This is a genomic window from Leisingera caerulea DSM 24564 (genome assembly GCF_000473325.1).
GTDB classification, from domain to species: Bacteria; Pseudomonadota; Alphaproteobacteria; order Rhodobacterales; family Rhodobacteraceae; genus Leisingera; species Leisingera caerulea.
Map to the genome: position 1 here is coordinate 491,352 of NZ_KI421513.1, position 20,665 is coordinate 512,016.

General features: G+C 65.5%; 23 protein-coding genes. 7 read left to right on the top strand and 16 right to left on the bottom strand.

Going from position 1 to position 20,665, the window contains the following annotated elements; genetic code table 11:
* The first annotated feature begins 2 nt into the window (after positions 1 to 2).
* Positions 3 to 869: an aromatic amino acid exporter YddG gene (yddG, locus tag CAER_RS0109550; RefSeq protein ID WP_027235140.1), complete on the top strand. Its 867-nt coding sequence runs from the start codon at positions 3 to 5 to the stop codon at positions 867 to 869.
* A 98-nt stretch (positions 870 to 967) separates the two neighbouring features.
* On the opposite strand, the gene CAER_RS29225 is transcribed toward yddG, so the two are convergent.
* From CAER_RS29225 to CAER_RS0109565, 3 genes are all read right to left on the bottom strand, one after another.
* Positions 968 to 1,141 carry a YdcH family protein gene (locus CAER_RS29225; RefSeq protein ID WP_008557220.1) on the bottom strand — a complete coding sequence of 58 codons (174 nt, stop codon included), beginning with the start codon at positions 1,139 to 1,141 and terminating at the stop codon, positions 968 to 970.
* Between the two features lie 235 nt (positions 1,142 to 1,376).
* The gene (locus CAER_RS0109560; protein ID WP_027235141.1) at positions 1,377 to 2,144 is read right to left on the bottom strand and encodes a tRNA1(Val) (adenine(37)-N6)-methyltransferase; all 768 of its coding nucleotides are present in this window, start codon (positions 2,142 to 2,144) and stop codon (positions 1,377 to 1,379) included.
* On the bottom strand, positions 2,141 to 2,356 hold the full coding sequence (locus CAER_RS0109565) for a putative signal transducing protein (RefSeq protein ID WP_027235142.1): 216 nt from the start codon (positions 2,354 to 2,356) through the stop codon (positions 2,141 to 2,143). Before CAER_RS0109565 ends, CAER_RS0109560 begins: the two co-directional genes overlap by 4 nt.
* Positions 2,357 to 2,413: 57 nt before the next feature.
* Here CAER_RS0109565 and CAER_RS0109570 point away from each other — a divergent pair, with 57 nt between their 5' ends.
* On the top strand, positions 2,414 to 3,412 hold the full coding sequence (locus tag CAER_RS0109570) for a polyprenyl synthetase family protein (protein ID WP_027235143.1): 999 nt from the start codon (positions 2,414 to 2,416) through the stop codon (positions 3,410 to 3,412).
* Positions 3,413 to 3,586: 174 nt separating this feature from the next.
* Here the strand turns inward: CAER_RS0109570 and CAER_RS0109575 are convergent, their stop codons facing one another.
* The 4 genes from CAER_RS0109575 to soxR form a co-directional block, all read right to left on the bottom strand.
* Entirely contained in the window at positions 3,587 to 4,408 is an 822-nt protein-coding gene (locus CAER_RS0109575; RefSeq protein ID WP_027235144.1) for a 4-(cytidine 5'-diphospho)-2-C-methyl-D-erythritol kinase, read from the bottom strand.
* Positions 4,398 to 6,110 carry a tetratricopeptide repeat protein gene (locus CAER_RS0109580; RefSeq protein ID WP_027235145.1) on the bottom strand — a complete coding sequence of 571 codons (1,713 nt, stop codon included), beginning with the start codon at positions 6,108 to 6,110 and terminating at the stop codon, positions 4,398 to 4,400. Before CAER_RS0109580 ends, CAER_RS0109575 begins: the two co-directional genes overlap by 11 nt.
* Before the next feature lie 136 nt (positions 6,111 to 6,246).
* Complete coding sequence (locus CAER_RS0109585; RefSeq protein ID WP_027235146.1) at positions 6,247 to 7,896, bottom strand: electron transfer flavoprotein-ubiquinone oxidoreductase; 1,650 nt, start codon at positions 7,894 to 7,896, stop codon at positions 6,247 to 6,249.
* Between the two features lie 160 nt (positions 7,897 to 8,056).
* Complete coding sequence (gene soxR / locus CAER_RS0109590) at positions 8,057 to 8,536, bottom strand: redox-sensitive transcriptional activator SoxR (protein ID WP_027235147.1); 480 nt, start codon at positions 8,534 to 8,536, stop codon at positions 8,057 to 8,059.
* A 97-nt stretch (positions 8,537 to 8,633) separates the two neighbouring features.
* Between soxR and CAER_RS0109595 the strand changes: the two genes are divergently transcribed.
* From CAER_RS0109595 to CAER_RS0109610, 3 genes are all read left to right on the top strand, one after another.
* Complete coding sequence (locus CAER_RS0109595; RefSeq protein WP_027235148.1) at positions 8,634 to 9,014, top strand: VOC family protein; 381 nt, start codon at positions 8,634 to 8,636, stop codon at positions 9,012 to 9,014.
* 250 nt (positions 9,015 to 9,264) lie between these two features.
* Positions 9,265 to 9,735: a transcription elongation factor GreA gene (gene greA, locus CAER_RS0109605; RefSeq protein ID WP_027235149.1), complete on the top strand. Its 471-nt coding sequence runs from the start codon at positions 9,265 to 9,267 to the stop codon at positions 9,733 to 9,735.
* Between the two features lie 21 nt (positions 9,736 to 9,756).
* Positions 9,757 to 10,791: a hypothetical protein gene (locus CAER_RS0109610; RefSeq protein ID WP_027235150.1), complete on the top strand. Its 1,035-nt coding sequence runs from the start codon at positions 9,757 to 9,759 to the stop codon at positions 10,789 to 10,791.
* A gap of 154 nt (positions 10,792 to 10,945) precedes the next feature.
* On the opposite strand, the gene CAER_RS0109615 is transcribed toward CAER_RS0109610, so the two are convergent.
* The 4 genes from CAER_RS0109615 to CAER_RS0109630 form a co-directional block, all read right to left on the bottom strand.
* Positions 10,946 to 13,078, bottom strand: a complete 2,133-nt coding sequence (locus CAER_RS0109615) for a molybdopterin-binding protein (protein ID WP_027235151.1) — start codon at positions 13,076 to 13,078, stop codon at positions 10,946 to 10,948.
* Positions 13,075 to 13,566, bottom strand: a complete 492-nt coding sequence (mobB, locus tag CAER_RS0109620) for a molybdopterin-guanine dinucleotide biosynthesis protein B (RefSeq protein WP_027235152.1) — start codon at positions 13,564 to 13,566, stop codon at positions 13,075 to 13,077. Before mobB ends, CAER_RS0109615 begins: the two co-directional genes overlap by 4 nt.
* Positions 13,563 to 14,204, bottom strand: a complete 642-nt coding sequence (gene mobA, locus CAER_RS0109625) for a molybdenum cofactor guanylyltransferase MobA (protein ID WP_036797206.1) — start codon at positions 14,202 to 14,204, stop codon at positions 13,563 to 13,565. Before mobA ends, mobB begins: the two co-directional genes overlap by 4 nt.
* Positions 14,205 to 14,330: 126 nt before the next feature.
* A complete protein-coding gene (locus CAER_RS0109630; protein WP_036797208.1) occupies positions 14,331 to 15,203 on the bottom strand; it encodes a formate dehydrogenase accessory sulfurtransferase FdhD in 873 nt (290 codons plus the stop codon).
* 64 nt (positions 15,204 to 15,267) lie between these two features.
* On the opposite strand from CAER_RS0109630, the gene CAER_RS0109635 reads away from it, so the two are divergent.
* On the top strand, positions 15,268 to 15,996 hold the full coding sequence (locus CAER_RS0109635) for an AzlC family ABC transporter permease (protein ID WP_027235155.1): 729 nt from the start codon (positions 15,268 to 15,270) through the stop codon (positions 15,994 to 15,996).
* A complete protein-coding gene (locus CAER_RS0109640; RefSeq protein WP_027235156.1) occupies positions 15,993 to 16,322 on the top strand; it encodes an AzlD domain-containing protein in 330 nt (109 codons plus the stop codon). The genes CAER_RS0109635 and CAER_RS0109640 overlap by 4 nt, the downstream gene beginning before the upstream one ends.
* 22 nt (positions 16,323 to 16,344) lie before the next feature.
* Here CAER_RS0109640 and CAER_RS0109645 read toward each other — a convergent pair whose 3' ends face one another.
* The 5 genes from CAER_RS0109645 to CAER_RS0109665 all read right to left on the bottom strand — a co-directional run bounded on the left by CAER_RS0109645 (position 16,345) and on the right by CAER_RS0109665 (position 20,537).
* Complete coding sequence (locus tag CAER_RS0109645; RefSeq protein ID WP_027235157.1) at positions 16,345 to 16,965, bottom strand: hypothetical protein; 621 nt, start codon at positions 16,963 to 16,965, stop codon at positions 16,345 to 16,347.
* 23 nt (positions 16,966 to 16,988) lie between these two features.
* Complete coding sequence (locus CAER_RS0109650) at positions 16,989 to 17,123, bottom strand: aa3-type cytochrome c oxidase subunit IV (protein ID WP_027235158.1); 135 nt, start codon at positions 17,121 to 17,123, stop codon at positions 16,989 to 16,991.
* Between the two features lie 183 nt (positions 17,124 to 17,306).
* A complete protein-coding gene (locus CAER_RS0109655; RefSeq protein WP_027235159.1) occupies positions 17,307 to 17,759 on the bottom strand; it encodes a DUF6173 family protein in 453 nt (150 codons plus the stop codon).
* Between the two features lie 23 nt (positions 17,760 to 17,782).
* Positions 17,783 to 18,850: an MBL fold metallo-hydrolase gene (locus CAER_RS0109660; protein ID WP_051357765.1), complete on the bottom strand. Its 1,068-nt coding sequence runs from the start codon at positions 18,848 to 18,850 to the stop codon at positions 17,783 to 17,785.
* The gene (locus CAER_RS0109665; protein WP_027235161.1) at positions 18,834 to 20,537 is read right to left on the bottom strand and encodes an acyl-CoA dehydrogenase; all 1,704 of its coding nucleotides are present in this window, start codon (positions 20,535 to 20,537) and stop codon (positions 18,834 to 18,836) included. The genes CAER_RS0109660 and CAER_RS0109665 overlap by 17 nt, the downstream gene beginning before the upstream one ends.
* Positions 20,538 to 20,665 lie beyond the last annotated feature (128 nt).

Consider the following 20,665-nt stretch of genomic DNA (forward strand, 5'->3'; position numbering starts at 1 on the left):
CCATGACCCGCACCCGCGCGACCGCCATTGGCTTTATCGCTGTTCTGCTTTGGGCGCTGCTTGCGCTGCTGACCGTCGGGTCGGAGCCAGCGCCGCCACTGCTGCTGAATGCGCTGTGTTTCACCATCGGCGGCACTCTGGGGATGATTTGGACCGTGGCGGCGGGCAAGCTGGCACAGCTGCGCCATGTGCCGTGGCGGGTATACGTTTTCGGCACGCTGGGGCTGTTTGGCTATCACGCGCTGTATTTCTCCGCCCTGCGGCTGGCCCCGGCGGCAGAGGCCGGGCTGATCGCATACCTGTGGCCCTTGCTGATCGTGCTGTTCTCCGGCCTGCTGCCCGGCGAGAGGCTGAAGGCGGGGCATCTGATCGGTGCTGTGCTGGGGTTTGCCGGGGCGGCCACCATTATTTCCGGCGGCGGCGGCGGGTTTGAGGCGCAGTACCTGCCGGGCTACGGGCTGGCGCTGCTGTGCGCGCTGACCTGGTCCGGCTATTCGGTGCTGTCGCGGCTGGTGGGCGGGGCGCCGACCAGTTCGGTTGCGGTGTTCTGCCTGGCCACTGCCGCGGCCTCCTGGGGCTTGCATTTCGCACTGGAGGAAACCGTTTGGCCCGCGGGCACGCTGGGCTGGGTGTCTACCCTGCTACTGGGCCTCGGGCCCGTCGGGCTGGCGTTTTATGTGTGGGACATCGGCGTCAAGCAGGGAGATATCCAGATGCTTGGCACCAGTTCTTATGCGGCCCCCCTGCTGTCGACACTGATCCTGGTGCTGGCGGGGATTGCCGCGGCCTCCTGGGGGCTGGCACTGGCGGCGGCGCTGATCACGGGCGGGGCGCTGATTGCTGCCCGGGCCAGCACCGGCGCCGCATAGCGGCCGCCCGAACAAGAGGCCTCCCAAATAAAAAAGAGGGCCGCCGCACCGGGCTGGCCCTCCCCATCGTCTGCCGGGCTAGGCCCCGGCAAGAACCCTCAGACCGCTTCGGCGGTCAGGCGCTCAATCTCTTCCTTCAGTTTGAGCTTTTGTTTCTTCATCGCTGCAATTTGCAGCCCGTCGGTACTGGGCGACCGTTGGGCCTGTTCCACTTCCATGCTCAGGTGCTCGTGCTTCTTCTTAAGTTCGGTCAGATGCGAGCTGAGGCTCATGGCAACCCTCCTTCTTTGAGCTAGATGTGTAAGACATAAAGAGTGGAGCATAAGTTCCCGCATCTGTCACGCTGCAGCCGCAGTATTTTTGTCATGAAATTTTCATATCGGCTATGCGCCGCGCATTTTGCCGCAGGCGGCGGCGCATTCTAGCAGAAACCGGCTGGGTTGGATTCGCTAAAGGTTGAAACCGGCCGGCCCCGCTCCTAAGTTTGCGCCGCTGGAAAACCGCGCCTCAGGCGGGCCAGGGCAACGCTGCGCCATCGCGCAGAATGGCGCGTATTTCCGGCCGGTAGCTTTCGCCGTCGCGTTCGTGCCGGTCGCCTTCATGCAGAATCAGCGGCGCATGCAGACGGAAGCCTGCCCGCCCGCCCTTGCGCGCGCGCAGGATCACCAATTCCGCCGCGCGGCCCTGGCGCGGGGCCAGCGGCAGCACCTCCAGCGACCCCAGAACACCATCGCAAGCCGCCAGCATATCGGGCAGCCGGTCGGCGCGCTGGATCATGTGCAGGCGGCCCTTGGCCGCAAGACGGCGGGCGGCGGCGGCAATCCAGTCCGCCAGCGGCGTGCCCTCTCCTAAGGCGACCTTGCGGCCCGCGTCGCGCGCCTGACTGTGCGCGCCTGCTTTGTAATAGGGCGGATTGGCGATGACGTGATGAAACTGGCGCTGCTTCAGCGCCTCTGGCAGGGCGGACAGGTCGGCCTCATGGACATCAATAGCCTGGCCGTTGGCGGCAGCATTGCGGCGGGCGAGGTCCGCGTAAGGCGCCTGCAGCTCGACCCCCGCCAGGGCCAGCCCCGGCACCCGCGCCCCAAGGCACAGCAGCGCCTGGCCGGCACCGCAGCCCAGCTCCAGCACCGCTTCCCCTGCCCGCGAAGGTACCGCCGCCGCCAGCAGAACCGGGTCCACCCCGGCGCGGTAGCCGCGTGCGGGCTGCCACAGCTGCACCCTGCCGTCGAGAAAGCCGTTGCGGGTCAGCTCATCTTCGCGGAAGCCGCTCATCGTCCCAGCGGGATTTCATTGTCGCGCATCACCACCAGCGCGTCGTCGTAATCATCGGCGCGAACCATCAGACGGCGCGGGAAAATTCCGATCCCGCCTTCCAGGACGCTCATATTTACGTCCATTTGAAAGCAGTCTATATCCTCACCCTCAAGAAGGGCGGAGGCAAAGGCGATGATCGTCGGATCGGTGCTGCGCAAAAGCTCTTTCATGGATTTGGATCTAAGGGCAAGGCCTGCGCCTTGTCGAGCCTTGCGAGCGGGAAAGTGATGGACCAAGTGATGACCCGGAAGCCGCATGAGATGCTGGCCGCCACGCTGAGCCAGGAGCTGGAGGCGGTGAATGTGCTGATCCGCACCCGGATGGCCTCCGAACACGCCCCGCGCATCCCCGAGGTGACCGCGCATCTGGTCGAAGCGGGGGGCAAGCGGCTGCGGCCGATGCTGACGCTGGCGGCGGCGCGGATGTGCGGCTACGAGGGCGACCACCACGTGAAACTGGCCGCCACAGTAGAGTTCATCCACACCGCCACCCTGCTGCATGACGATGTGGTGGACGAAAGCGCCCAGCGGCGCGGGCGGCCCACCGCGAACCTGCTGTGGGACAACAAGAGCTCTGTCCTGGTGGGCGACTACCTGTTTGCCCGCAGCTTCCAGCTGATGGTCGAGACGGAGAGCCTGCGGGTGCTGGACATCCTGGCCAATGCCTCGGCGACCATTGCCGAGGGCGAGGTGCTGCAGATGACCGCAGCGTCGAACCTGAAGACCGATGAGGGCATCTATCTGCAGGTGGTGCGCGGCAAGACCGCGGCGCTGTTCTCGGCCGCGACCGAGGTGGGCGGGGTGATTGCCGGGGCTTCGGAGGCGCAGGTGAAGGCGCTGTTTGAATATGGTGACGCGCTGGGGATTGCGTTCCAGATTGCCGATGACCTGCTGGATTACCAGGGCGACAGCAAGGCGACCGGCAAGAACGTGGGCGACGACTTCCGCGAGCGCAAGCTGACGCTGCCGGTGATCAAGGCGGTGGCGCAGGCGACGGCTGAGGAGCGCGCCTTCTGGACCCGCACGATTGAAAAAGGCAAGCAGCAGGATGGCGACCTGGAAGAGGCGCTGGCGCTGATGGCGAAATACGGCACGCTAGAGGCCACGCGGCAGGATGCGCTGGCCTGGGCAGGCAAGGCGCGCGCGGCGCTGGAGGTGCTGCCCGATCACGAGATCCGCACCATGCTCAGCGATCTGGCCGATTACGTGGTGGCGCGGCTGAACTGACCGTGGGAAGGGGGCGCTGCCCCCTCGGCCTGACGGCCTCACCCCAGGAGTATTTTCACAAAGGTGAAGGGGCGCGTCGCGCCGGGCGCAAGCCCGGCGCCAGGCCCAACGGCGGGCAAGCATCTTTGATGCGCTGTCCCGCGGGCGGGAGATCCCTGTTTGCGGGGCTGCGGATCAGGTCAACGTGACGGCGCTGCACCACCAACCGGGATGCTCTGCCCCAACCTCATAGGCCGCCATGTGGGCGGCCTTTTTCGTGGGGTAGAGCGCAAAACAGGTGGCGCCTGACCCCGACATGCGGGCGAGCAAAGCCTGGCGGGAGCTGCGCAGATCTGAAAGGACCCGCCCGATGTCCGGCGCGGCGGTGATCGCCGGGGCTTCCAGATCGTTGCGCTGTTCTGCGAGCCAGGCAGCGCAATCCCCGGCGGAGGTGAAGGAAGGAATGCCCTCCGGCATCGGCGGGTTGTCGCGCGCGGCCAGCGCGGAGAAGACCGTGCCTGTCGGCACATGCACGCCCGGATTGACCAGCAGCGCGTTCAGCTCCGGCAGTTCGGCCGGCGTGACCTGCTCGCCGATGCCCTGCATCCGGGACGCGCGGGCCGCCATGCAGACCGGCACATCGGCGCCAAGCGACAGTGGCAGGTCTTGGGGGATGCCGGCGCCCTGCCCGGCCAGCGCGCGCAGGACAGCGGCGGCGTCGGAGGAGCCGCCGCCGATGCCGGCGCCATGGGGCAATTGCTTGTCCAGGCTGATGCGCCCGGTCCAGCCCGCCCCGGAGGCGGCCTTCCAAACCAGGTTGCGCTGATCCGCGGGCACCCCGTCCGCAAACAGGCCGTAGACCTCCAGCGCCATCTCCGGGCCGGGCTCCAGCAGCAGCCGGTCGCCGGTGTCCGCAAATACCACCAGGGAATCCAGCAGGTGATAGCCGTCGTCCCGGCGGCCGGTCACATGCAGGGTCAGGTTGATCTTGGCGGGCGCAAAGACCTCAGCCGCCATTGGCGACCTTCAGGGGTTTCGCGCCCTCTTCGGCCAGCACCGCGTCCAGGCCGATGTCCAGCTTGCGGCGGATGCGATCGGGGTCCGCCTCGCCGTCAGTGTCTTCCGGGTCGATGAAGGAGAGTGCGCGCTTCCACTGGAACTCCGCCTCACGCGCACGGCCCACGGCCCAGTACACGTCGCCCAAGTGGTCATTAACCACCGGATCCACCGGCATCAGCTCCACCGCGCGCTCCATATGCGCCACCGCCTCGTCAAAGCGGCCCATGCGGTACAGCACCCAGCCAAGAGAATCGACGATATAGCCGGAATCCGGCCGCGCCGCGACGGCGCGCTCGATCATGCTCAGCGCCTCATCCAGCTTGCTGCTCTTCTCCACCAGCGAATAGCCCAGGTAGTTCAGCACCTGCGGCCGGTCCGGCTCCAGCGCCAGGGAGGCGCGGAAGTCCGCTTCGGCCTGCTCCCACTGGTTCAGCCGCTCATGGCAGATGCCGCGGGCGTAAAGCAGGAACCAGCGGCTGCCGGAGTCCTCCGGCGAGTTGGCCAAAGCCTTGTCATAGGCCCGGGCTGCCGCGGCATAGTCCTCCTGCTGGCGCAGGAGGTCGCCGAGGCTGACATACACGCCGGGCTGGTCCGGAAATTCACGTGTCAGCTGTTCCAGCACTTCGATCGCCGCATCCGGCTTGGCGGCGCGGCGCAGCGCCTCGGCGCGGCCCAGCTCGGCGGCGTGGTAATCCGGATGGCTGCGCGGCACCTGCTTGTAGGTCGCCACCGACAGCTCATAGCGGCCCAGCTGGTCCAGCAGGCTGGCGCTGAGCAGGATGGCGTCCACATGGTCCGGGCGCAGCGAGGCCGCCATGCGGGCGTACATCAGCACGTAGTCATTGGCAGTATCGCCGTTCAGCGCCGCCCCCAGGGTAAAGAAGACCTCGGCAATCCCCTCGCGCGGGCCAGGTGCAATGGTATAAGCAAGGGTTTCACCGTCCTGCAGCTGCGCATCCAGCACTTCCAGCCCTGGGTCGAGGCGGCTGCCAAAGGCTGCCTGCAGCGTCTCGCGGGCTTCCTCGTTGCGGCCCAGCTGCGACAGGATCTGGACCCGCGCCACCGCGGCACGGCGGCTGAGGCTGGCCAAGCGTCCGTCCTCGGCGGCAAAAAGCTCCTCCGCACCGCCGTAATCGCCGGCAGAGGCCAGCGCCAGCGCCCGGTGATAGAGCACAAACGGCTTCAGGCTGCTGTCCTTGGCCATCCGGTCAAACGTCTTGAGCGCGCTGGACACCGAGCCGGTGCCGATATGCGCCCAGCCTTCCAGCAGCCCGTCGACCAGCGGGTGGATCGCCTCCCGTTCAAGATCGCGGTCCAGCAGCGCTTGGAAATTCCCGTCGGCCGCATGGCCGCCGGCAATAACGATACTGGCCACCTGGCTGCGCGCGCCAGTCTGGCGCAGGCGTTCGGCGACCGGCACGGCGAGTTCCGCCTTGCCCATGGCGAGCTGGGCGAAGACCACGTTTTCCATCAGCAGCGGGTTCTGCGGGTCACGTGCCAGCGCCTGGGTGTAATACAGCGCCGCAGCGGCAAAATCGCTGTCATAGGTCGCGGCGCGTCCGGCCAGGTAGGATCCGGCCAGCCCCTCTGCCTGCACGGCGGGGGCGGCGGCGGCCATCAGGGCCGCACAGGTCAAGCTGCGAAGAATGGATACGGGCACGCGGGGACCCCCTTACGATTTACTGCTCTTGCTCTTCTAAGAAAGGGTAGTGCGGCGCCCGTCAACACGCAATGGGGCGGCCCAAGGGCCGCCCCATAAAATCCGGCGAAAGCGCGCCGAAAATTTAAACTTCCCGTTACATGTTGGGGTAGTTCGGGCCGTCACCGCCCTGGGGGGTGGTCCAGGTGATGTTCTGGGACGGGTCCTTGATGTCGCAGGTCTTGCAGTGGACGCAGTTTTGGAAGTTGATCACGAACTCCGGCTGGCCGTCTTTTTCCACCACTTCGTAGACACCGGCCGGGCAATAGCGCTGCGCCGGTTCGGCGAATTTCGGCAGGTTGACCCGGACCGGGGTGTCTTCATTACCCAGGCGCAGATGGCAGGGCTGGCTTTCCTCGTGGTTGGTCATCGAGAAGCTGACGTTGGTCAGGCGGTCGAAGGACAGCACGCCATCGGGCTTGGGATAGTCGATGGGCTTGTGCTTGGAGGCTTCCTCGGTCGCCTCGGCGTCGTTCTTGCCGTGGCCAAGGGTGCCGAAGAAGGAGAAGCCCAGCAGGTTGTTGGTCCACATGTCCAGGCCGCCCAGTGCCAGCGAGGCGGTGAGGCCCCACTTGGACCACATCGGCTTGACGTTGCGGACCATCTTGAGGTCCTTGCCGATGGCGCCGTCGCGCACGTCGGTTTCATAAGCCGCCAGCTCGTCGCCGGACCGCTCTGCCTTGATCGCCTCGTAAGCGGCTTCGGCCGCGGCTTTGCCCGACAGCATCGCATTGTGGTTGCCCTTAATGCGCGGCACGTTGACCATGCCCGCGGAGCAGCCCAAGAGCGCCACGCCCGGCGCCACCAGTTTCGGCATCGACTGCCAGCCGCCCTCGGTAATCGCACGGGCGCCGTAGGCCACGCGCTTGCCGCCCTTCAGCAGCTCAGCCACCACCGGGTGGTGCTTGAAGCGCTGGAATTCCATGTAGGGGAACAGGTGCGGGTTCTTGTAGTTCAGGTGCACCACGAAGCCCACGTAAACCTGGTTGTTGTCCAGGTGGTAGATGAACGACCCGCCGCCAGCGTTGGAACCCAGCGGCCAGCCCATGGTGTGGGTGACGGTGCCTTCCTTGTGCTTAGCCGGGTCGATCTCCCAGATCTCTTTCATGCCGACGCCGTATTTCTGCGGCTCCTTGCCGTCAGACAGGCCGAACTTGGCGATCACTTCCTTGGACAGCGAACCGCGCACGCCTTCGCCCAGGAAGACGTATTTGCCGTGCAGCTCCATGCCGGGTTCATAGGCCGGGCCGGGGGTGCCGTCGGGGTTCTTGCCGAATTCGCCGGCAACCACGCCCTTCACTTCGCCTTTATCGCCATAGACCAGTTCCGAGCACGCCATGCCCGGGAAGATCTCGACGCCCATTTCCTCGGCCTGCTCTGCCATCCAGCGGCAGACGTTGCCCATGGAGACGATGTAGTTGCCGTGGTTATTCATCAGCGGCGGCATCGGGAAGTTGGGGATGCGGACATGGCCGGCTTCGCCCAGCATGTAGAAGTTGTCTTCCTTGACTTCCACATTCAGCGGCGCGCCTTTTTCCTTCCAGTCGGGGATCAGCGCGTTCAGGCCGCAGGGGTCCAGCACCGCGCCCGACAGGATGTGCGCGCCCACTTCGGAGCCCTTTTCCAGGACCACGACCTGCAGGTCGGCGTCCAGCTGTTTCAGGCGGATGGCCGCGGACAGACCGGCAGGGCCGGCCCCGACGATCACCACGTCGTATTCCATCGCTTCGCGTTCAATCTCGGCCATCTGCGGCGCTCCTTGGCTTTCTATTCGCTACCGGCCCCACCGGGCGCAATTTTGTGTCGCGGCTGCTTAGCGGTTGCCAGCCCTGCTGGTCAATCCAAACTCTGCGTCAGGCCCCTGTAAAACAGGCAACTGAGACAATAAGTGCGTCCATTTTCGTCACTCAAGCTCCATTTTCCGCCTCAGCCTCTGTCTCGGGCCGGTCTCCCATCAGGTAACGGGGTCCCTGCCCCTTCTGTGCCGCCCGGTCTTCGGGGTTGTAAAGTTTGCAATTCGGAAGCGACAGGCAGCCGCAGCCTATGCAGCTGTCCAAATTGTCGCGCAATTTCACCAGGGTTTCGATTCGCTGGTCCAGGTGGCTGCGGAAGGTGTCCGAAATGCGCGCCCAGTCCGCTTTGGTGGGGGTGCGGCTGCCCGGCAGGCTTTTGAGGAAGCCGCGGATTTCCGGCAGGGAAAAACCGAACTGCTGGGCGATCATGACAAAGCTGAGCCGACGGATGTCGGCCCGGTGAAACCGCCGCTGGCCGCCTGCATTGCGCCAGGGTTCCACCAGGCCTTGCGCCTCGTAGTAGCGGATGGCGGACACCGCAAGACCGGTGCGCTCGGCCAGGTACCCGATGGAAATGCCGGCGGATGCGGGCATGGCAAACTCCCTGAAGAAATTTCTTGAGCTAAAGTTAGGTTTAGGAATTACGGTGAGTCGCATCAACAGGTTTGCTCAGGCAAAAAGGAGAATTCCGATGAGCGCAGTACTGGAACATGCAAATGTCACCGTCGTGGACCCCCATGGCACAGCAGCCTGGATGGAAAAGGTATTCGGCTGGCATGTGCGCTGGCAGGGCGAGGCCAAGAATGGCGGCTACTCCGTGCATGTGGGCGAGGAGACCAGCTATCTGGCGCTCTACACCCCGCGCACCCCGGCCGGCAAAGCGCCCGAAAGCTATGGCATCGTGGGCGGGCTGAACCACTTGGCGGTGATCGTCGATGATCTGGACGCCACCGAGGCCGCCGTGAAGGCGGCCGGGTTCACGCCGATGAACCACGGCGACTATGAACCGGGCCGCCGGTTCTATTTCCACGATGAAAACGGCATCGAATACGAGGCGGTGCAATATGATTGACATCCTCTGGCAAGCGGGGCTTCCCCGGCTGCCCGCGCATGGCGTTTTCTTGCGCATTCCTGTGGAAAAGCCGGCCAAAGCACGCGGTTAGGCGGATTTGCACGCCGGCAGCCCCCGCGCCCACTTGAAATCGGGCACAGGATTGGGTCAGGTATTCGTCAACCGGACCGGACGCCCCGCGGCTTATGCTGCGGGGCTCCGGCTTTCGTAGTGACAAGAACAAAACAATAGAGCGACCTGGACCAACCACATGGAAAAGATCCCGATGACCCCGGCGGGTCACGCCGCGCTGGAAAGCGAACTGAAGAACCTGAAATCCGTCGAACGCCCGGCCATCATCCAGGCGATCGCCGAAGCGCGCGAGCTGGGCGACCTGTCGGAAAACGCCGAATACCACTCGGCACGCGAAAAACAGTCCTTCATCGAGGGCCGCATCAAAGAGCTGGAAGGCATCCTGTCGCTGGCCGATGTGATCAACCCGGCCAAGCTGAACGGTGCGATCAAGTTCGGCGCCAAGGTGACCGTGGTTGACGAGGACACCGACGAGGAAAAGACCTGGCAGATCGTCGGCGAGCATGAGGCCAACATCGAAGCTGGCCTGCTGAATATCAAATCGCCCATCGCGCGCGCCCTGATCGGCAAGGACGAAGGCGACAGTGTCGAAGTTCGCACGCCCGGCGGCGAACGCTCCTATGAGATTCTCAAGATCGTCTATTCCTGATCTGCAAGGCGGTGAATGGCCATGACAGGCTCCAGCAACAGCCCGGGCTCCAGCCCGACCTCCGCAGGCGGACGTCCGCTGCGCAGCCTTGAGGCGCCCGCGGGCAACGGGCTGGGCGGGGCCGAGCTGGTGGCCATCGGGCTGGGGGCGCTGTGGCTGCTAGCGGCAGTTGCGTTCTACGTCTTTGCTCCGGAAGGCGCGGGCCTGTCGCAATGGACCGATCTGATCACCGGCTTGCTGGCGGTGGTGCTGCCGCTGGCGATGCTGTGGGTTGCGGCCTCTGCCGCGCGCTCGGCCCGGGTGATGCGGGAGGAAAGCGAACAGCTGCAGGCCGCCATCGACGGGCTGCGGCAGACCTATCTGGCCCAGGCCCAGCAGCATGCCGCGGTGGCGGAGCCGTCGATGGCCAAGCGGCTGGAGGAAATCGCCGAGGCGACCCGCAAGACTGAGACCGCGCTGGCCACCTTCCACACCAGCCGCCGCGCCAATCCGGTGCGCCCGGCAATCCCCGCCGAGGCCGCCGAGATGACCGCCGCCGGGCAAGGCTCGCTGGCGCTTGGCACCCAGGCCGAGGACACCGCGCCGCCGCTGCCCGCGGAACAGTTCATCCGCGCCCTGAACTTCCCGGAAACCGCCGAGGATGAAGACGGCTTTGCCGCCCTGCGCGCGGCGCTGCGCGACCGCAAGGCGGCGCAGGTGATCCAGGCGGCGCAGGATGTGCTGACGCTGCTCAGCCAGGACGGCATCTACATGGATGACTTGCGGCCGGACATGGCCCGCCCCGAGATCTGGCGCCAGTTCGGCCAGGGCGCCCGCGGCCGCGCGGTGGCGGCGCTTGGCGGCGTGCGCGACCGCACCTCGCTGGCGCTGACCGCGGCACGGATGAAGCAGGACCCGATCTTCCGCGACGCCGCGCATCATTTCCTGCGCCGGTTCGACCAGATGTTTGCGGAATTTGAAACGGACGCGACCGATGGCGAGATTTCCGCGCTCGGCAACACCCGCACCGCGCGCGCCTTCATGCTGCTGGGCCGGGTGGCCGGGACTTTCGACTGACGGAGCAGCCCCGACGGGCCTTTGCCTCCGGCAATCGGTTTATTCAGTTCAGAAAAAAGCCGCGGGCGGCAGCGCGCCGTGCGCCAGCGCGGCGCCCGGCCCAACGGCGGGCAAGCATCAGTGATGCGCCAGGCTGCGGGCGGGAGTGCTCCGCTTACATCGAAAAGCTGCCGTAAGGGATGAAGCGGACCGGATCGCCGGGTTTGATGTCTGCGGCGCCATCGCCGAGTTCCACCAGCCCTTCGGCCCAGCTCAGCCCGCTGATACGACCGGAACCTTCGGACTTGAACACTTCCGCCTTGCCGTCCCGCATCCGCGCCCGCAGGTATTCGCGGCGGCCCGGTTTCTTGCGCTTCTCAAAGGCGGCGGGGACCTCGAATGCCTGCGGCGCCTGCCAGCCTGCGCCTGCCATCAGACCCATGGCGGGGCGGGCAAAGATCAGCGTGCAGACAAGTGCCGCCACCGGATTGCCCGGCAGTCCGAAGACCGGCGTGCCCTGCCACATACCCAGCGCCAGCGGGCGGCCCGGCTTCAGCGCAATGCGCCATTCCTGCATGGCACCTGCTTCACGCAGCAGCGCCGACATGTGATCCTCGTCCCCGGCAGAGGCGCCGCCCGAGGTCAGGATCACATCCGTTTGCGCCGCAGCGCCATCAAGATGCGCGCGCAGCGCGGCACGGTCGTCTGCAGCTCTACCAAGATCCACCGGCACAAAACCCAGCTGCCGGATCAGCGCCAGCAGCATAGGCCGGTTGGCATCGAAAATCTGCCCCTTGCCTGCGGCCTCCCCGGGTTCGACCAGTTCATCGCCAGTGGAGAGCACGCCCACCCGCAGCGGCAGCCGCACTGTAAGCTCCGCCAGCCCGGTGGCCGAGGCCAGCGCCAGATCGGCAGGCGTGATAACCCGGCCTGCGGGCAGGATAACTTCGCCTGCGGAAACGTCCTCGCCTGCCTTGCGGGTGTTCGCGCCCTGTTTCAGCGGGCCGTTGAAGGCAATCCGGGTCCCGTCGGTGTTGACGTCTTCCTCCAGGATCACCGTATCGACGCCGTCGGGCAGCGCGGCGCCGGTCAGCACCCGGATGGCACTGCCGGGTGGCACCGCACCGGCATAGGGAACACCGGCTGCGGCACGACCGTCCACCAGAGGCAGCACATGCGGCCCCTCTGCCCGGCCACCTGCAAACCCATAGCCATCCACCGCCGTGTTCGGCAGCGGCGGGTTAGAGCGTTTGGCCACCGCATCCTCTGCCAGCACCCGGCCCAGAGCATCCGCCAGCGGGACCGTCTCAATCCCGGTGACCGGTCCCAGTCTGTCCCTAAGCAAGGCCAGCGCGTCATCCACCGGAGTCCAGTCGACACCCGCAGGCAAGGCAAAACAGTCGTTGCTGAGCGGCGGCGGTGCCAGCCCGCCCGGCTCATCCAGGGCCAGCGCGTTCAAGCGGTCATCGTGTCCCGTGCCCAAAATCCAAGCCTCCTCTTGCGCTTCCTCAGGCACTGCGGCCAGCATTTCTGACAGCTCCTCCGCGGGCAGGCGGCTGAGCGCTTGCGACAACAGCCGCATCTGCACCCGGTCGCGGATTTCTTCCGGGCCGGCAAGAGCCATGGCGGCCTTTACCGCGGATTCGATCAATCCTGGCCAAACTTCTGCAAACACAATTTGCGCAGCAGCAACCTTATCGAACGGCCAGACCGCTGCCTCGTGCCGGCGCCGCAGCCGTTGCAGAACCGGCAGCCCCATCAGGACCTGGCTGCCAACGGTCGGATTGAAGAACAGCTGGAAACAGGAGGAGGCCGCCTTGGCCGCCAGATCCGCACTGCGCCGTTCCGCCACGTCCTCATAGTTTATCCCGGCCTTGCGGTAAGGAATGTCCGGCCAACGCGTCTGATCCGGCTTGCCCCAGAACGGGCCGGCGCCGGCAAACAGCCGGTTCATTTCCGAGGCCACCTCAAACCGGTTGTTGCTGCCGTCATCAGAGTCTTCAATACGCTCTTCCAGCCACTGCCACAGGGCAAATGGATCGTCCGACCCGGTGACCCGGCGCGCAAATCCGCGCGGATAGCCAAATGGAAAGTCGAACACCGCCAGCACCCGCCGCCCCGCGGCTTGCTCTTGCTCCAGAAAGCTGCTGATCCAGGCCTCCGCCTCCTGCCGGCTGCGGCAGTAAATTTGCACTTCCGCGGTGCCGCCGCGCGCCACGCCCAGCCAGATTGCGTCCTTGCTTGGCCGCTGGGGCTTGCGCTTGGCGGCGGACCAGTCGACGGCCAGAACGGTGTCAAAGGGGGTCACAGGTCCAGTTCCGCCTGGATGAAATCCGCAATCGCCGCTGTGCCGTCCAGATCGAACACCGGGCGGTCCAGCTCCAGCGCGGTGTCGCTGGCAACGGCCCGGATGCTGGGATCCTGCGGAGCGATCAGATCCGTGCCTGCTGCCTGCCGGTACGCTTCGATCTTGGGGTGGGGATCGCGCTTGTAGCCTTCCACCAGCACCAGATCCACGGGATTGAGGCGGGCCAGAAGGTCTGCCAGCGGCGGCTCAGCCGCGCCGCGCAGTTCCTGCATAATTGCCACGCGGCCTGCAGAAGCCAGCACCACCTCGGACGCGCCGGCCTGGCGGTGGCGAAAGCTGTCGGTGCCGGGCTGGTCCACGTCCGTTGCGTGGTGGGCGTGTTTGATGGTTGAGACAGTGAAGCCGCGGGCACAGAACTCCGCCACCAACCGCTCCATCAGCCCGGTCTTGCCGTTGTTCTTCCAGCCGGTGACGCCATAGATCTTCATTTCAAGAGCGCCTCGGCCTTGGCCAGATCCTCAGGCGTGTTGATGTTAAAGAAGGGATCAAAAGGATCAGCCTCAAACAGCGCCTCGCGGCCATTATGCTGGTCGGTCCAGAGCACCACTTTGCGCAAGCCACCCTGCAGTGCGGCGCGCAGGTCTTCGCGCAGAGCGACGGGCCAAAGGCCGAAGGCCGGGTGCCGGTTCACTTTGCTCCGCCCGCCGGATTTCAGCGCTTCATCGCCGGTGCGCGGAGTGGTGGCGAGGACCAGCGGCTGATCCATGCCTTCGGCTGCTGCGGTCAGCCGGGCCACTAGGTCCTGCGGAAAGAAGGGCGTGTCGGCGGCGGCGGTGACGATGGTATCCGCGCCCTGCTCTGCCGCCCAATCAAGGCCTGCCAGTACGCCTGCCAGCGGACCAGCAAAGCCTTCAATCGAGTCGGCAATGACCGGCAGGCCCAGATCAGCGAACCGGTCAGGGTCGCCATTGGCGTTGAGCGCCAGGCCCGCAACCTGCGGTGCCAGCCGGTCAATCACGCGGGAGAGGAGGCTCTGGCCGCCGACCTCAAGCCGCCCCTTGTCGCCGCCGCCCATCCGGGTCGCAAGGCCGCCTGCGAGGATTACGCCGAGAGGAGCGCTAGACATGATATCCCTCCAAATCCTTCTGTTCCGCCCGGCAGCACGCCGGGAAGCGCCCGTCCGCCCCCATGGGCGGGCGCTTCGCTTCCGCCCGCGGACGGGCACCGCCCTTAGCGTTCAATACTCCAGCCATTATCCAGCACTCTTCCGCCGGTGCTTCTTGTCTTCCGCCGGCGCGTCCTTGGGATCCATGTCGCGCACCAGCCGTTCCTCGCCCGAGAGGCAGATGAACCGCTGGCCGCGCATCCGGCCGATCAGGGTAAGGCCGACCTCGCGCGCAATCTCCACGCCCCAAGCGGTGAAGCCTGAACGGGACGCCAGCACCGGGATGCCCATCATCGCGGTTTTGATCACCATCTCGGAGGTCAGCCGCCCGGTGGTATAGAGGATCTTGTCTGCGGCCCCGGCCTGCTCTGACAGCATCCAGCCGGCGATCTTGTCCACCGCGTTGTGGCGGCCCACGTCCTCCATGTAGACTAGCGGGCGGTCCTGATGGCAAAGCACGGTGCCGTGGATGGCGCCGGCCTCCAAGTACAGCGAGGGCGTGCGGTTGATCTTGTGGGCCAGCGCATAGAGCCAGGAGGTGCGGACCTCGGCCTCGGGCAGGCGCACGTCCTCCAGTCCCTCCATCATGTCGCCAAAAACGGTGCCGACCGCGCAGCCGGAGGTGCGGGTCTTCTTCTTCAGCTTTTCCTCGTGACTGGTTTCCACCGCGGTGCGCACCACCACGGTTTCCAGATCCTCGTCATAATCGACACGGGTGACTTCATCCTCGTCACGCAGCATCCGCTGATTGCGCAAAAAGCCAAGCGCCAGGTATTCCGGGTAGTCGCCGATGGTCATCGCGGTGACAATTTCCTGCGAATTCAGGAAGATGGTCAGCGGGCGCTCCTCCACCACAGCAATCTCGCTGGCCTCGCCATTCTGGTCGACACCGGTGACCGCGCGTGTCAGCCGCGGGTCGGAGACACCGGGGGCGATCAGATATTCTGCCGTGATATCCATACTCACCAATTGCTTTCCTTCTGCGTCCGGCTTAGGCCGGTTCAACGCAATCTAGGACGCGCAGATGGCAATCACCACCACCAAATCGGCCTTCTGGAAGGGGTTTCGCGACAGCGCGCCCTTTCTCTTCATGGCCTCGCCCTTCGGCTTTCTGTTCGGGGTGCTGGCGGCAGAGGCCGGGCTGATCGTTCCGGAGGCCTTTGCGTTTTCGCTGACGGTCTTTGCTGGCGCCGCCCAATTCACCGCGCTGCAGCTGATGCAGGAGAATGCGCCGCTGATCATCATCCTGATCTCGGCGCTGGCGGTGAACCTGCGGATGGCGATGTATTCAGCTTCGCTGACGCCGTACCTGGGCGGCGCACCGATGTGGCAGCGGGCGATAGCGGCCTATTTCATCGTCGATCAATCCTATGCGCTGTCGATCGTGCAGTTCGAGACCGAACCGGACATGCCTCTGCCGCAGCGGGTGGCGTACTTCTTTGGCACCAATGCGATCATCACCCCGGCCTGGGTGATCGCCACCGCGCTTGGCGCGCTGGTCGGCACCCGCATTCCCGAGAGCTGGGGCGTGGATTTCGTGCTGCCGCTGGCGTTTCTGGCGATGATCGGGCCGATGCTGCGTACGCCTGCGCATGTGGCGGCCTGTTTCGTGGCTGTGGCCACCTCGCTGCCGGCGGCTGCCCTGCCTTATAACCTGGGTCTGATCGTGGCCGGCATTGCGGGCATGGTGGCAGGCGCCCAGGCAGAGTTGTGGCTGGCGCGGAAGAACGCCAAGACGGAGGGCGCGAAATGAGCAGTATTCCGGCACCGCTTTTGTGGGTAGTGATCATCGGACTGGCGCTTGGCAGCTACGCCTTGCGGTTTGCCTTTATCGGCTTCATGGGCGGGCGCGCGATCCCGGAGTGGCTGATGCGGCATCTGCGCTATACGGCGGTCGCGGTCATTCCGGCGCTGGTGGCGCCGCTGGTGGTCTGGCCGGCCCCGTCCGGGGGAGAACCCAGCCTGATGCATTTTGCCGCCGCGGCCGCGACCTTTGCCGCGGGCTACCTGACCAGAAACGTGCTGATTGGCCTGGGCACCGGCGGGCTGTCGCTGCTGCTGTTGTATCTTGCCGCCTAGCGCTGCGCGCCAGGGAAAGCGATCACTCTGAAGCGGCGCTGAGCGCGGCGTCGCTTTTGGCGAGGCCCGCCTGCAAATCGCCACTGTCGTTTTCGTAATAGCGCTCTGTCACCACACCCGGCAGCTGGCCGAACTGCTCTGCCAGTTTTTCCGGGTAGAAGGTGCGGTCCAGGCTTTCGAACCCCGGGACCTGCTGCAGGATGCCAATGGTCGCCTGAGCACAGAAAGCACCCGGCACCCGGCCGTTGCTTTTAGCAAGCTGGTAGGCTTTCTGCGCCTGTTGCGGAGTGACCTCGATACGCTGAACAACGACGTGATAGGTGCTGCGGGCGTGGGCGCCGCGGTATGCCTTCTCCACAGCGGGTGTGATGCCGTGGATGACATCGTCCCGCTCCGGCACCACGGAGGCATAAAACGAGCCTGCGGGATCAAAAATCACCCGCTCGGACGCATTGATCATCAGCGACGTGTGGCCGCCCCGCCCGGTGCGGTTGTTGATCATCGTGTACAGGGTCAGCGCAGGCGGTCCGGGGTGGCGGTAGGCCACCCGGGCCAGGGTTTCAGCATCCGCGTTGGGCTGCTGCGGCGCAGCGCAACCCGCAAGCGCGGCCAGGACCGCGCCAAGGCAGAGCAGATTGCGCATCAAGGAAATCCCCGTTCAGAAAATCAGGACGCGAAAATCGCCAGGAAAATGGCAAAGATGACCAGCGCGATGCTGAAGCGGGTCACAAAGGTCAGGAAGCCGGAATAGGTCTTTTCCTGAACGGTGGTGTCCATGGTGCCGTGCTGATGTTCAGCCATGTGAGTTTTCCCTCAATTCACGTGCATTTTTCCGGTGATTACTGGATTTGCGCCGCTCTGTCACCACGTCAATCGGGCGCATCTGACAGAAATGAGGCGCGAAAGCTGCTGCCGCAGCGGCAATCCGGGCCGCTGCTGCGCTGCGTCCTGGTCCGGCGCCGAATCGGCCCCGGGGCGCGGGCCTCAATCCTGCTGCAGGTCGGACGCCAGGCGGAAGCCGATCCGGTTGGCGGGCGCCTCCTGGCGCGCCTTGGGCACCGCGCGCAGCATCACGTTCAGCTGGCTGACATGCTGCACCAGCTGGGTTCTGGAGCCGCTGCCCTCGCTGCCGTAGAAGGTGATGATGTCGGGATCGAAATAGCCCATGCCCTCGATCCGCAGCACCCCGGCATTGCCGCCGGCGAAGCCCATCGCCACCTCGTGTTCGGCATCCAGCTGTTTCTCGAAGTTCTGGATATACAGGATCAGGCGCTCATAGGCCCAGCGCGCCGGGCTTTTGGCGGCGTCCGGTTTCTGCAGCTTTTCCGGCACCTCGGTCAGCCCGGCACAGGCATCCGGGTCAGAGTGGACCTCATGCACGCACGGCAGCACCGCGGCTTCCGCAGCTTCGGCGCTGGTTGAAATCTCGTCGGTCATGGTTCCCCCTTGTCCGGGGTGCGTCACCCCTTGCGCTGATAGAGCCAGGCGCCGTCTTCGCGCTCCCAGCGCGTCACCTGGCCGGTGTGGTACAGATGATTTACATGGGCCACTGCCTCGACCAGTGCAAGCCCGTACTCGCCTTCGCCGATTGTGCGCTTGAACAGGGGGGCAAAGCAATCGGCGGCGGTGCGCGGCTCTGACAAGTGGTCCATCAGCCGGTCCAGCGCGCCGTGGTGATTGCCGATCAGCTGCTGCATCCGGAGCGGCAGGCGGGTGAACGGCAGCTTGTGGCCGCCCAAGGCCAGGTGATCCGGGCGCGCCAGCTTCGACAGCCGCTCGCAGGCCTCCAGCCACTCCCCCAGCGGATCGGCCATCGGCTCTGTCGCGTAGACGCCGATATTGGGGCTGATGGTCGACAGGATCTGATCGCCGGTGATCACCAGGTTGTCATCGCGGCTCCAGAAGGTTGCGTGCTCCGGCGCGTGGCCGTTGCCGGTGTGCACGTCCCAGTCGCGCCCGCCCATGCGGATCACGTCACCCTGCTTGATCCGGGTGAAGCCCAGCGGCATCGGATGCACTGTGTCGGCAAAGTTGAAGGGCCGGTCATTGACCCGCTTTTCATAAATCTCCTGCGCCATGCCCGCGCTGCGGTAATAGGCCAGGGTTTCTTCCGGCCAGACCTCCTGCACGTCCAGCGTCAGCATCCGGGCAAACAGCCAAGCGGTGCGGGTGGTGACCAGCTCAGCGCCGTGCTGGCTCTGGAACCAGCCGGCCAGGCCGATGTGATCGGGGTGGTGGTGGGTGCCCACAACGCGCCGCACCGGCTTGCCCTGCAAGGGGCCTGCCATCAGGCTGTCCCAGATCGCCCGGCTTTTGCGGGTGTTGAAGCCGGTGTCGATCACCGTCCAGCCGTCGCCGTCATCCAGCGCGTAGATGTTGACGTGGTCCAGCTTCATTGGCAGCGGCTGGCGCATCCACAAGACGCCGTCGGCCACCTCGATCGCTTCGCCCTGCGCAGGCGGCTCCTGCCACGGGGTGCGGGGCGAAACGTCGGGAATATCGGTCACGGCTTCAGCCTGCCAGCTCATCAAGGCTGAGAGCGAAGGTGCCCCCTGCCCCGGCCTGCGCATGCGCCAGAAGCGAGGCATGTTCCGGCAGCATCCGGGTGATGTAGAAACGCGCCAGCTTTTCGCGCGGGCCGCCCTGATCCGCCATCGCCGCGGCCAGGTGGTAATGGCCGCCCAGCACCCGGGCAAAGGCGCGCAGATACGGCACGGCGCCGGCAAAGCGGTCCTGCATGTCGTCTTGCGCAACCAGCCACTCGGTGGCCTCGCGCAGGGATTCGCAGGCCTGCCACACGGATTCGGCCATGTTCGGATGGGTCGCCCGGGCGCGTTCCGCCCGCTCCTCGATCTCGTCGATAAGGGCAAAGGCGGTCTCGCCGCCGTCCATCATCTTGCGCGCTACCAGGTCCATCGACTGGATGCCGTTGGTGCCTTCGTAGATCGCCGTCACCCGCACATCGCGGTAGTATTGCGCGGCGCCGGATTCCTCGATGAAGCCCATGCCGCCATGCACCTGCACCCCGATTTCTGAGATCCGGATGCCGGTGTCGGTGCCAAAGGCCTTGGCAATCGGCGTCAGGAAGGCCGCGCGGGCCGCCCAGTCTTTCTCGCCCGTCGCGGTCTGCATGTCGATCGCCTGGGCACAGGCCAGCAGGATTGCGCGGGAGGCAAAAAGATCCGCCTTCATCTCCATCAGCATCCGCCGCACGTCGGCATGATCCACGATGGAGCCGCTGGCGGTCTTGCCCTGCTTGCGTTCCAGCGCATACGCCAGCGCGTGCTGATAGGCGCCCTCTCCGGCGCCGACGCCCTGCCCGCCCACGCCGAGACGGGCGTTGTTCATCATGGTGAACATGGCTGCCATGCCGCCGTGCTCCTCGCCAACCAGCCAGCCGGTGGCGCCGTCATACTGCATCACGCAGGTGGGAGAGCCGTGCAGGCCCATTTTGTGCTCCAGGCTGACGACCTTCAGGTCGTTGGCCTTGCCAGGTTTGCCATCAGCGTCCGGCAGGAATTTCGGCACCAGGAACAGCGAGATGCCCTTGGTGCCCGGCACCCCGTCCGGCAGCCGCGCCAGCACAAGGTGGCAGACGTTTTCGCAGAAATCATTGTCGCCCCAGGAGATGAAGATCTTCTGGCCGGTGACCGCATAGGTGCCATCGCCGTTCGGCTCCGCCTTGGAGCTGAGCGCGCCCACGTCGGAACCGGCCTGCGGTTCGGTCAGGTTCATGGTGCCCGACCACTCGCCTGAAATCAGCTTGGGCAGGTACAGCTCTTTGATCGCGTCCGAGGCGTGGTGCTCCAGCGCCTCGATCTGGCCCTGGCTCATCAGCGGCGCCAGCTGCAGCGACAGGCAGGCACCTGCCATCATCTCGTTGACCGCGGTGGCAACCGTCAGCGGCAGCGCCATGCCGCCGTATTCCTCCGGCGCGCTCATGCCGATCCAGCCGCCCTCGGAGATGGCTTTGAACCCGTCAGCAAACCCGGGAGAGGTCCGCAGCACGCCGTTCTCCAGGTAGGCAGGTGTCAGGTCGCCGTTGCGCTGCAGGGGCGCCAGCACCTCGTCGCACATCTTGCCCGCCTCGTTGAGGATGGCGCTGACCACGTCCGAGGGGGCCTCGGCAAAGCGGTCTGTGGCGGAAACATCTCCATAGCCGACAACATTGTTCAGCAGAAACTCGTACTCGGAAACGGGGGCACGGAAGGTCATTGGCGTCCTTTGACAGTCTTTCGGGGGCGTCCTGGCGCGGGCAGTCTTGGCTTCCCGGCACGGGCCTATTATGGTCAGTGGCTTGACCGATTACCTAATCGGACGCCTGTTTCAATCAACCAAAACGC

Coding starts and splice junctions, on each gene's coding strand:
- yddG (WP_027235140.1), top strand. CDS start 3: ATGACCCGCACCCGCGCGACCGCCATTGGCTTTATCGCTGTTCTGCTT.
- greA (WP_027235149.1), top strand. CDS start 9,265: ATGGAAAAGATCCCGATGACCCCGGCGGGTCACGCCGCGCTGGAAAGC.
- CAER_RS0109650 (WP_027235158.1), bottom strand. CDS start 17,123: ATGGCTGAACATCAGCACGGCACCATGGACACCACCGTTCAGGAAAAG.
- CAER_RS0109585 (WP_027235146.1), bottom strand. CDS start 7,896: ATGGCCGAGATTGAACGCGAAGCGATGGAATACGACGTGGTGATCGTC.
- soxR (WP_027235147.1), bottom strand. CDS start 8,536: ATGCCCGCATCCGCCGGCATTTCCATCGGGTACCTGGCCGAGCGCACC.
- CAER_RS0109570 (WP_027235143.1), top strand. CDS start 2,414: ATGGACCAAGTGATGACCCGGAAGCCGCATGAGATGCTGGCCGCCACG.
- mobA (WP_036797206.1), bottom strand. CDS start 14,204: ATGTCTAGCGCTCCTCTCGGCGTAATCCTCGCAGGCGGCCTTGCGACC.
- CAER_RS0109610 (WP_027235150.1), top strand. CDS start 9,757: ATGACAGGCTCCAGCAACAGCCCGGGCTCCAGCCCGACCTCCGCAGGC.
- CAER_RS0109660 (WP_051357765.1), bottom strand. CDS start 18,850: ATGAGCTGGCAGGCTGAAGCCGTGACCGATATTCCCGACGTTTCGCCC.
- CAER_RS0109575 (WP_027235144.1), bottom strand. CDS start 4,408: ATGGCGGCTGAGGTCTTTGCGCCCGCCAAGATCAACCTGACCCTGCAT.
- mobB (WP_027235152.1), bottom strand. CDS start 13,566: ATGAAGATCTATGGCGTCACCGGCTGGAAGAACAACGGCAAGACCGGG.
- CAER_RS0109665 (WP_027235161.1), bottom strand. CDS start 20,537: ATGACCTTCCGTGCCCCCGTTTCCGAGTACGAGTTTCTGCTGAACAAT.
- CAER_RS0109655 (WP_027235159.1), bottom strand. CDS start 17,759: ATGACCGACGAGATTTCAACCAGCGCCGAAGCTGCGGAAGCCGCGGTG.
- CAER_RS0109630 (WP_036797208.1), bottom strand. CDS start 15,203: ATGGATATCACGGCAGAATATCTGATCGCCCCCGGTGTCTCCGACCCG.
- CAER_RS0109565 (WP_027235142.1), bottom strand. CDS start 2,356: ATGAAAGAGCTTTTGCGCAGCACCGATCCGACGATCATCGCCTTTGCC.
- CAER_RS0109635 (WP_027235155.1), top strand. CDS start 15,268: ATGGCAATCACCACCACCAAATCGGCCTTCTGGAAGGGGTTTCGCGAC.
- CAER_RS0109640 (WP_027235156.1), top strand. CDS start 15,993: ATGAGCAGTATTCCGGCACCGCTTTTGTGGGTAGTGATCATCGGACTG.
- CAER_RS0109645 (WP_027235157.1), bottom strand. CDS start 16,965: ATGCGCAATCTGCTCTGCCTTGGCGCGGTCCTGGCCGCGCTTGCGGGT.
- CAER_RS29225 (WP_008557220.1), bottom strand. CDS start 1,141: ATGAGCCTCAGCTCGCATCTGACCGAACTTAAGAAGAAGCACGAGCAC.
- CAER_RS0109560 (WP_027235141.1), bottom strand. CDS start 2,144: ATGAGCGGCTTCCGCGAAGATGAGCTGACCCGCAACGGCTTTCTCGAC.
- CAER_RS0109595 (WP_027235148.1), top strand. CDS start 8,634: ATGAGCGCAGTACTGGAACATGCAAATGTCACCGTCGTGGACCCCCAT.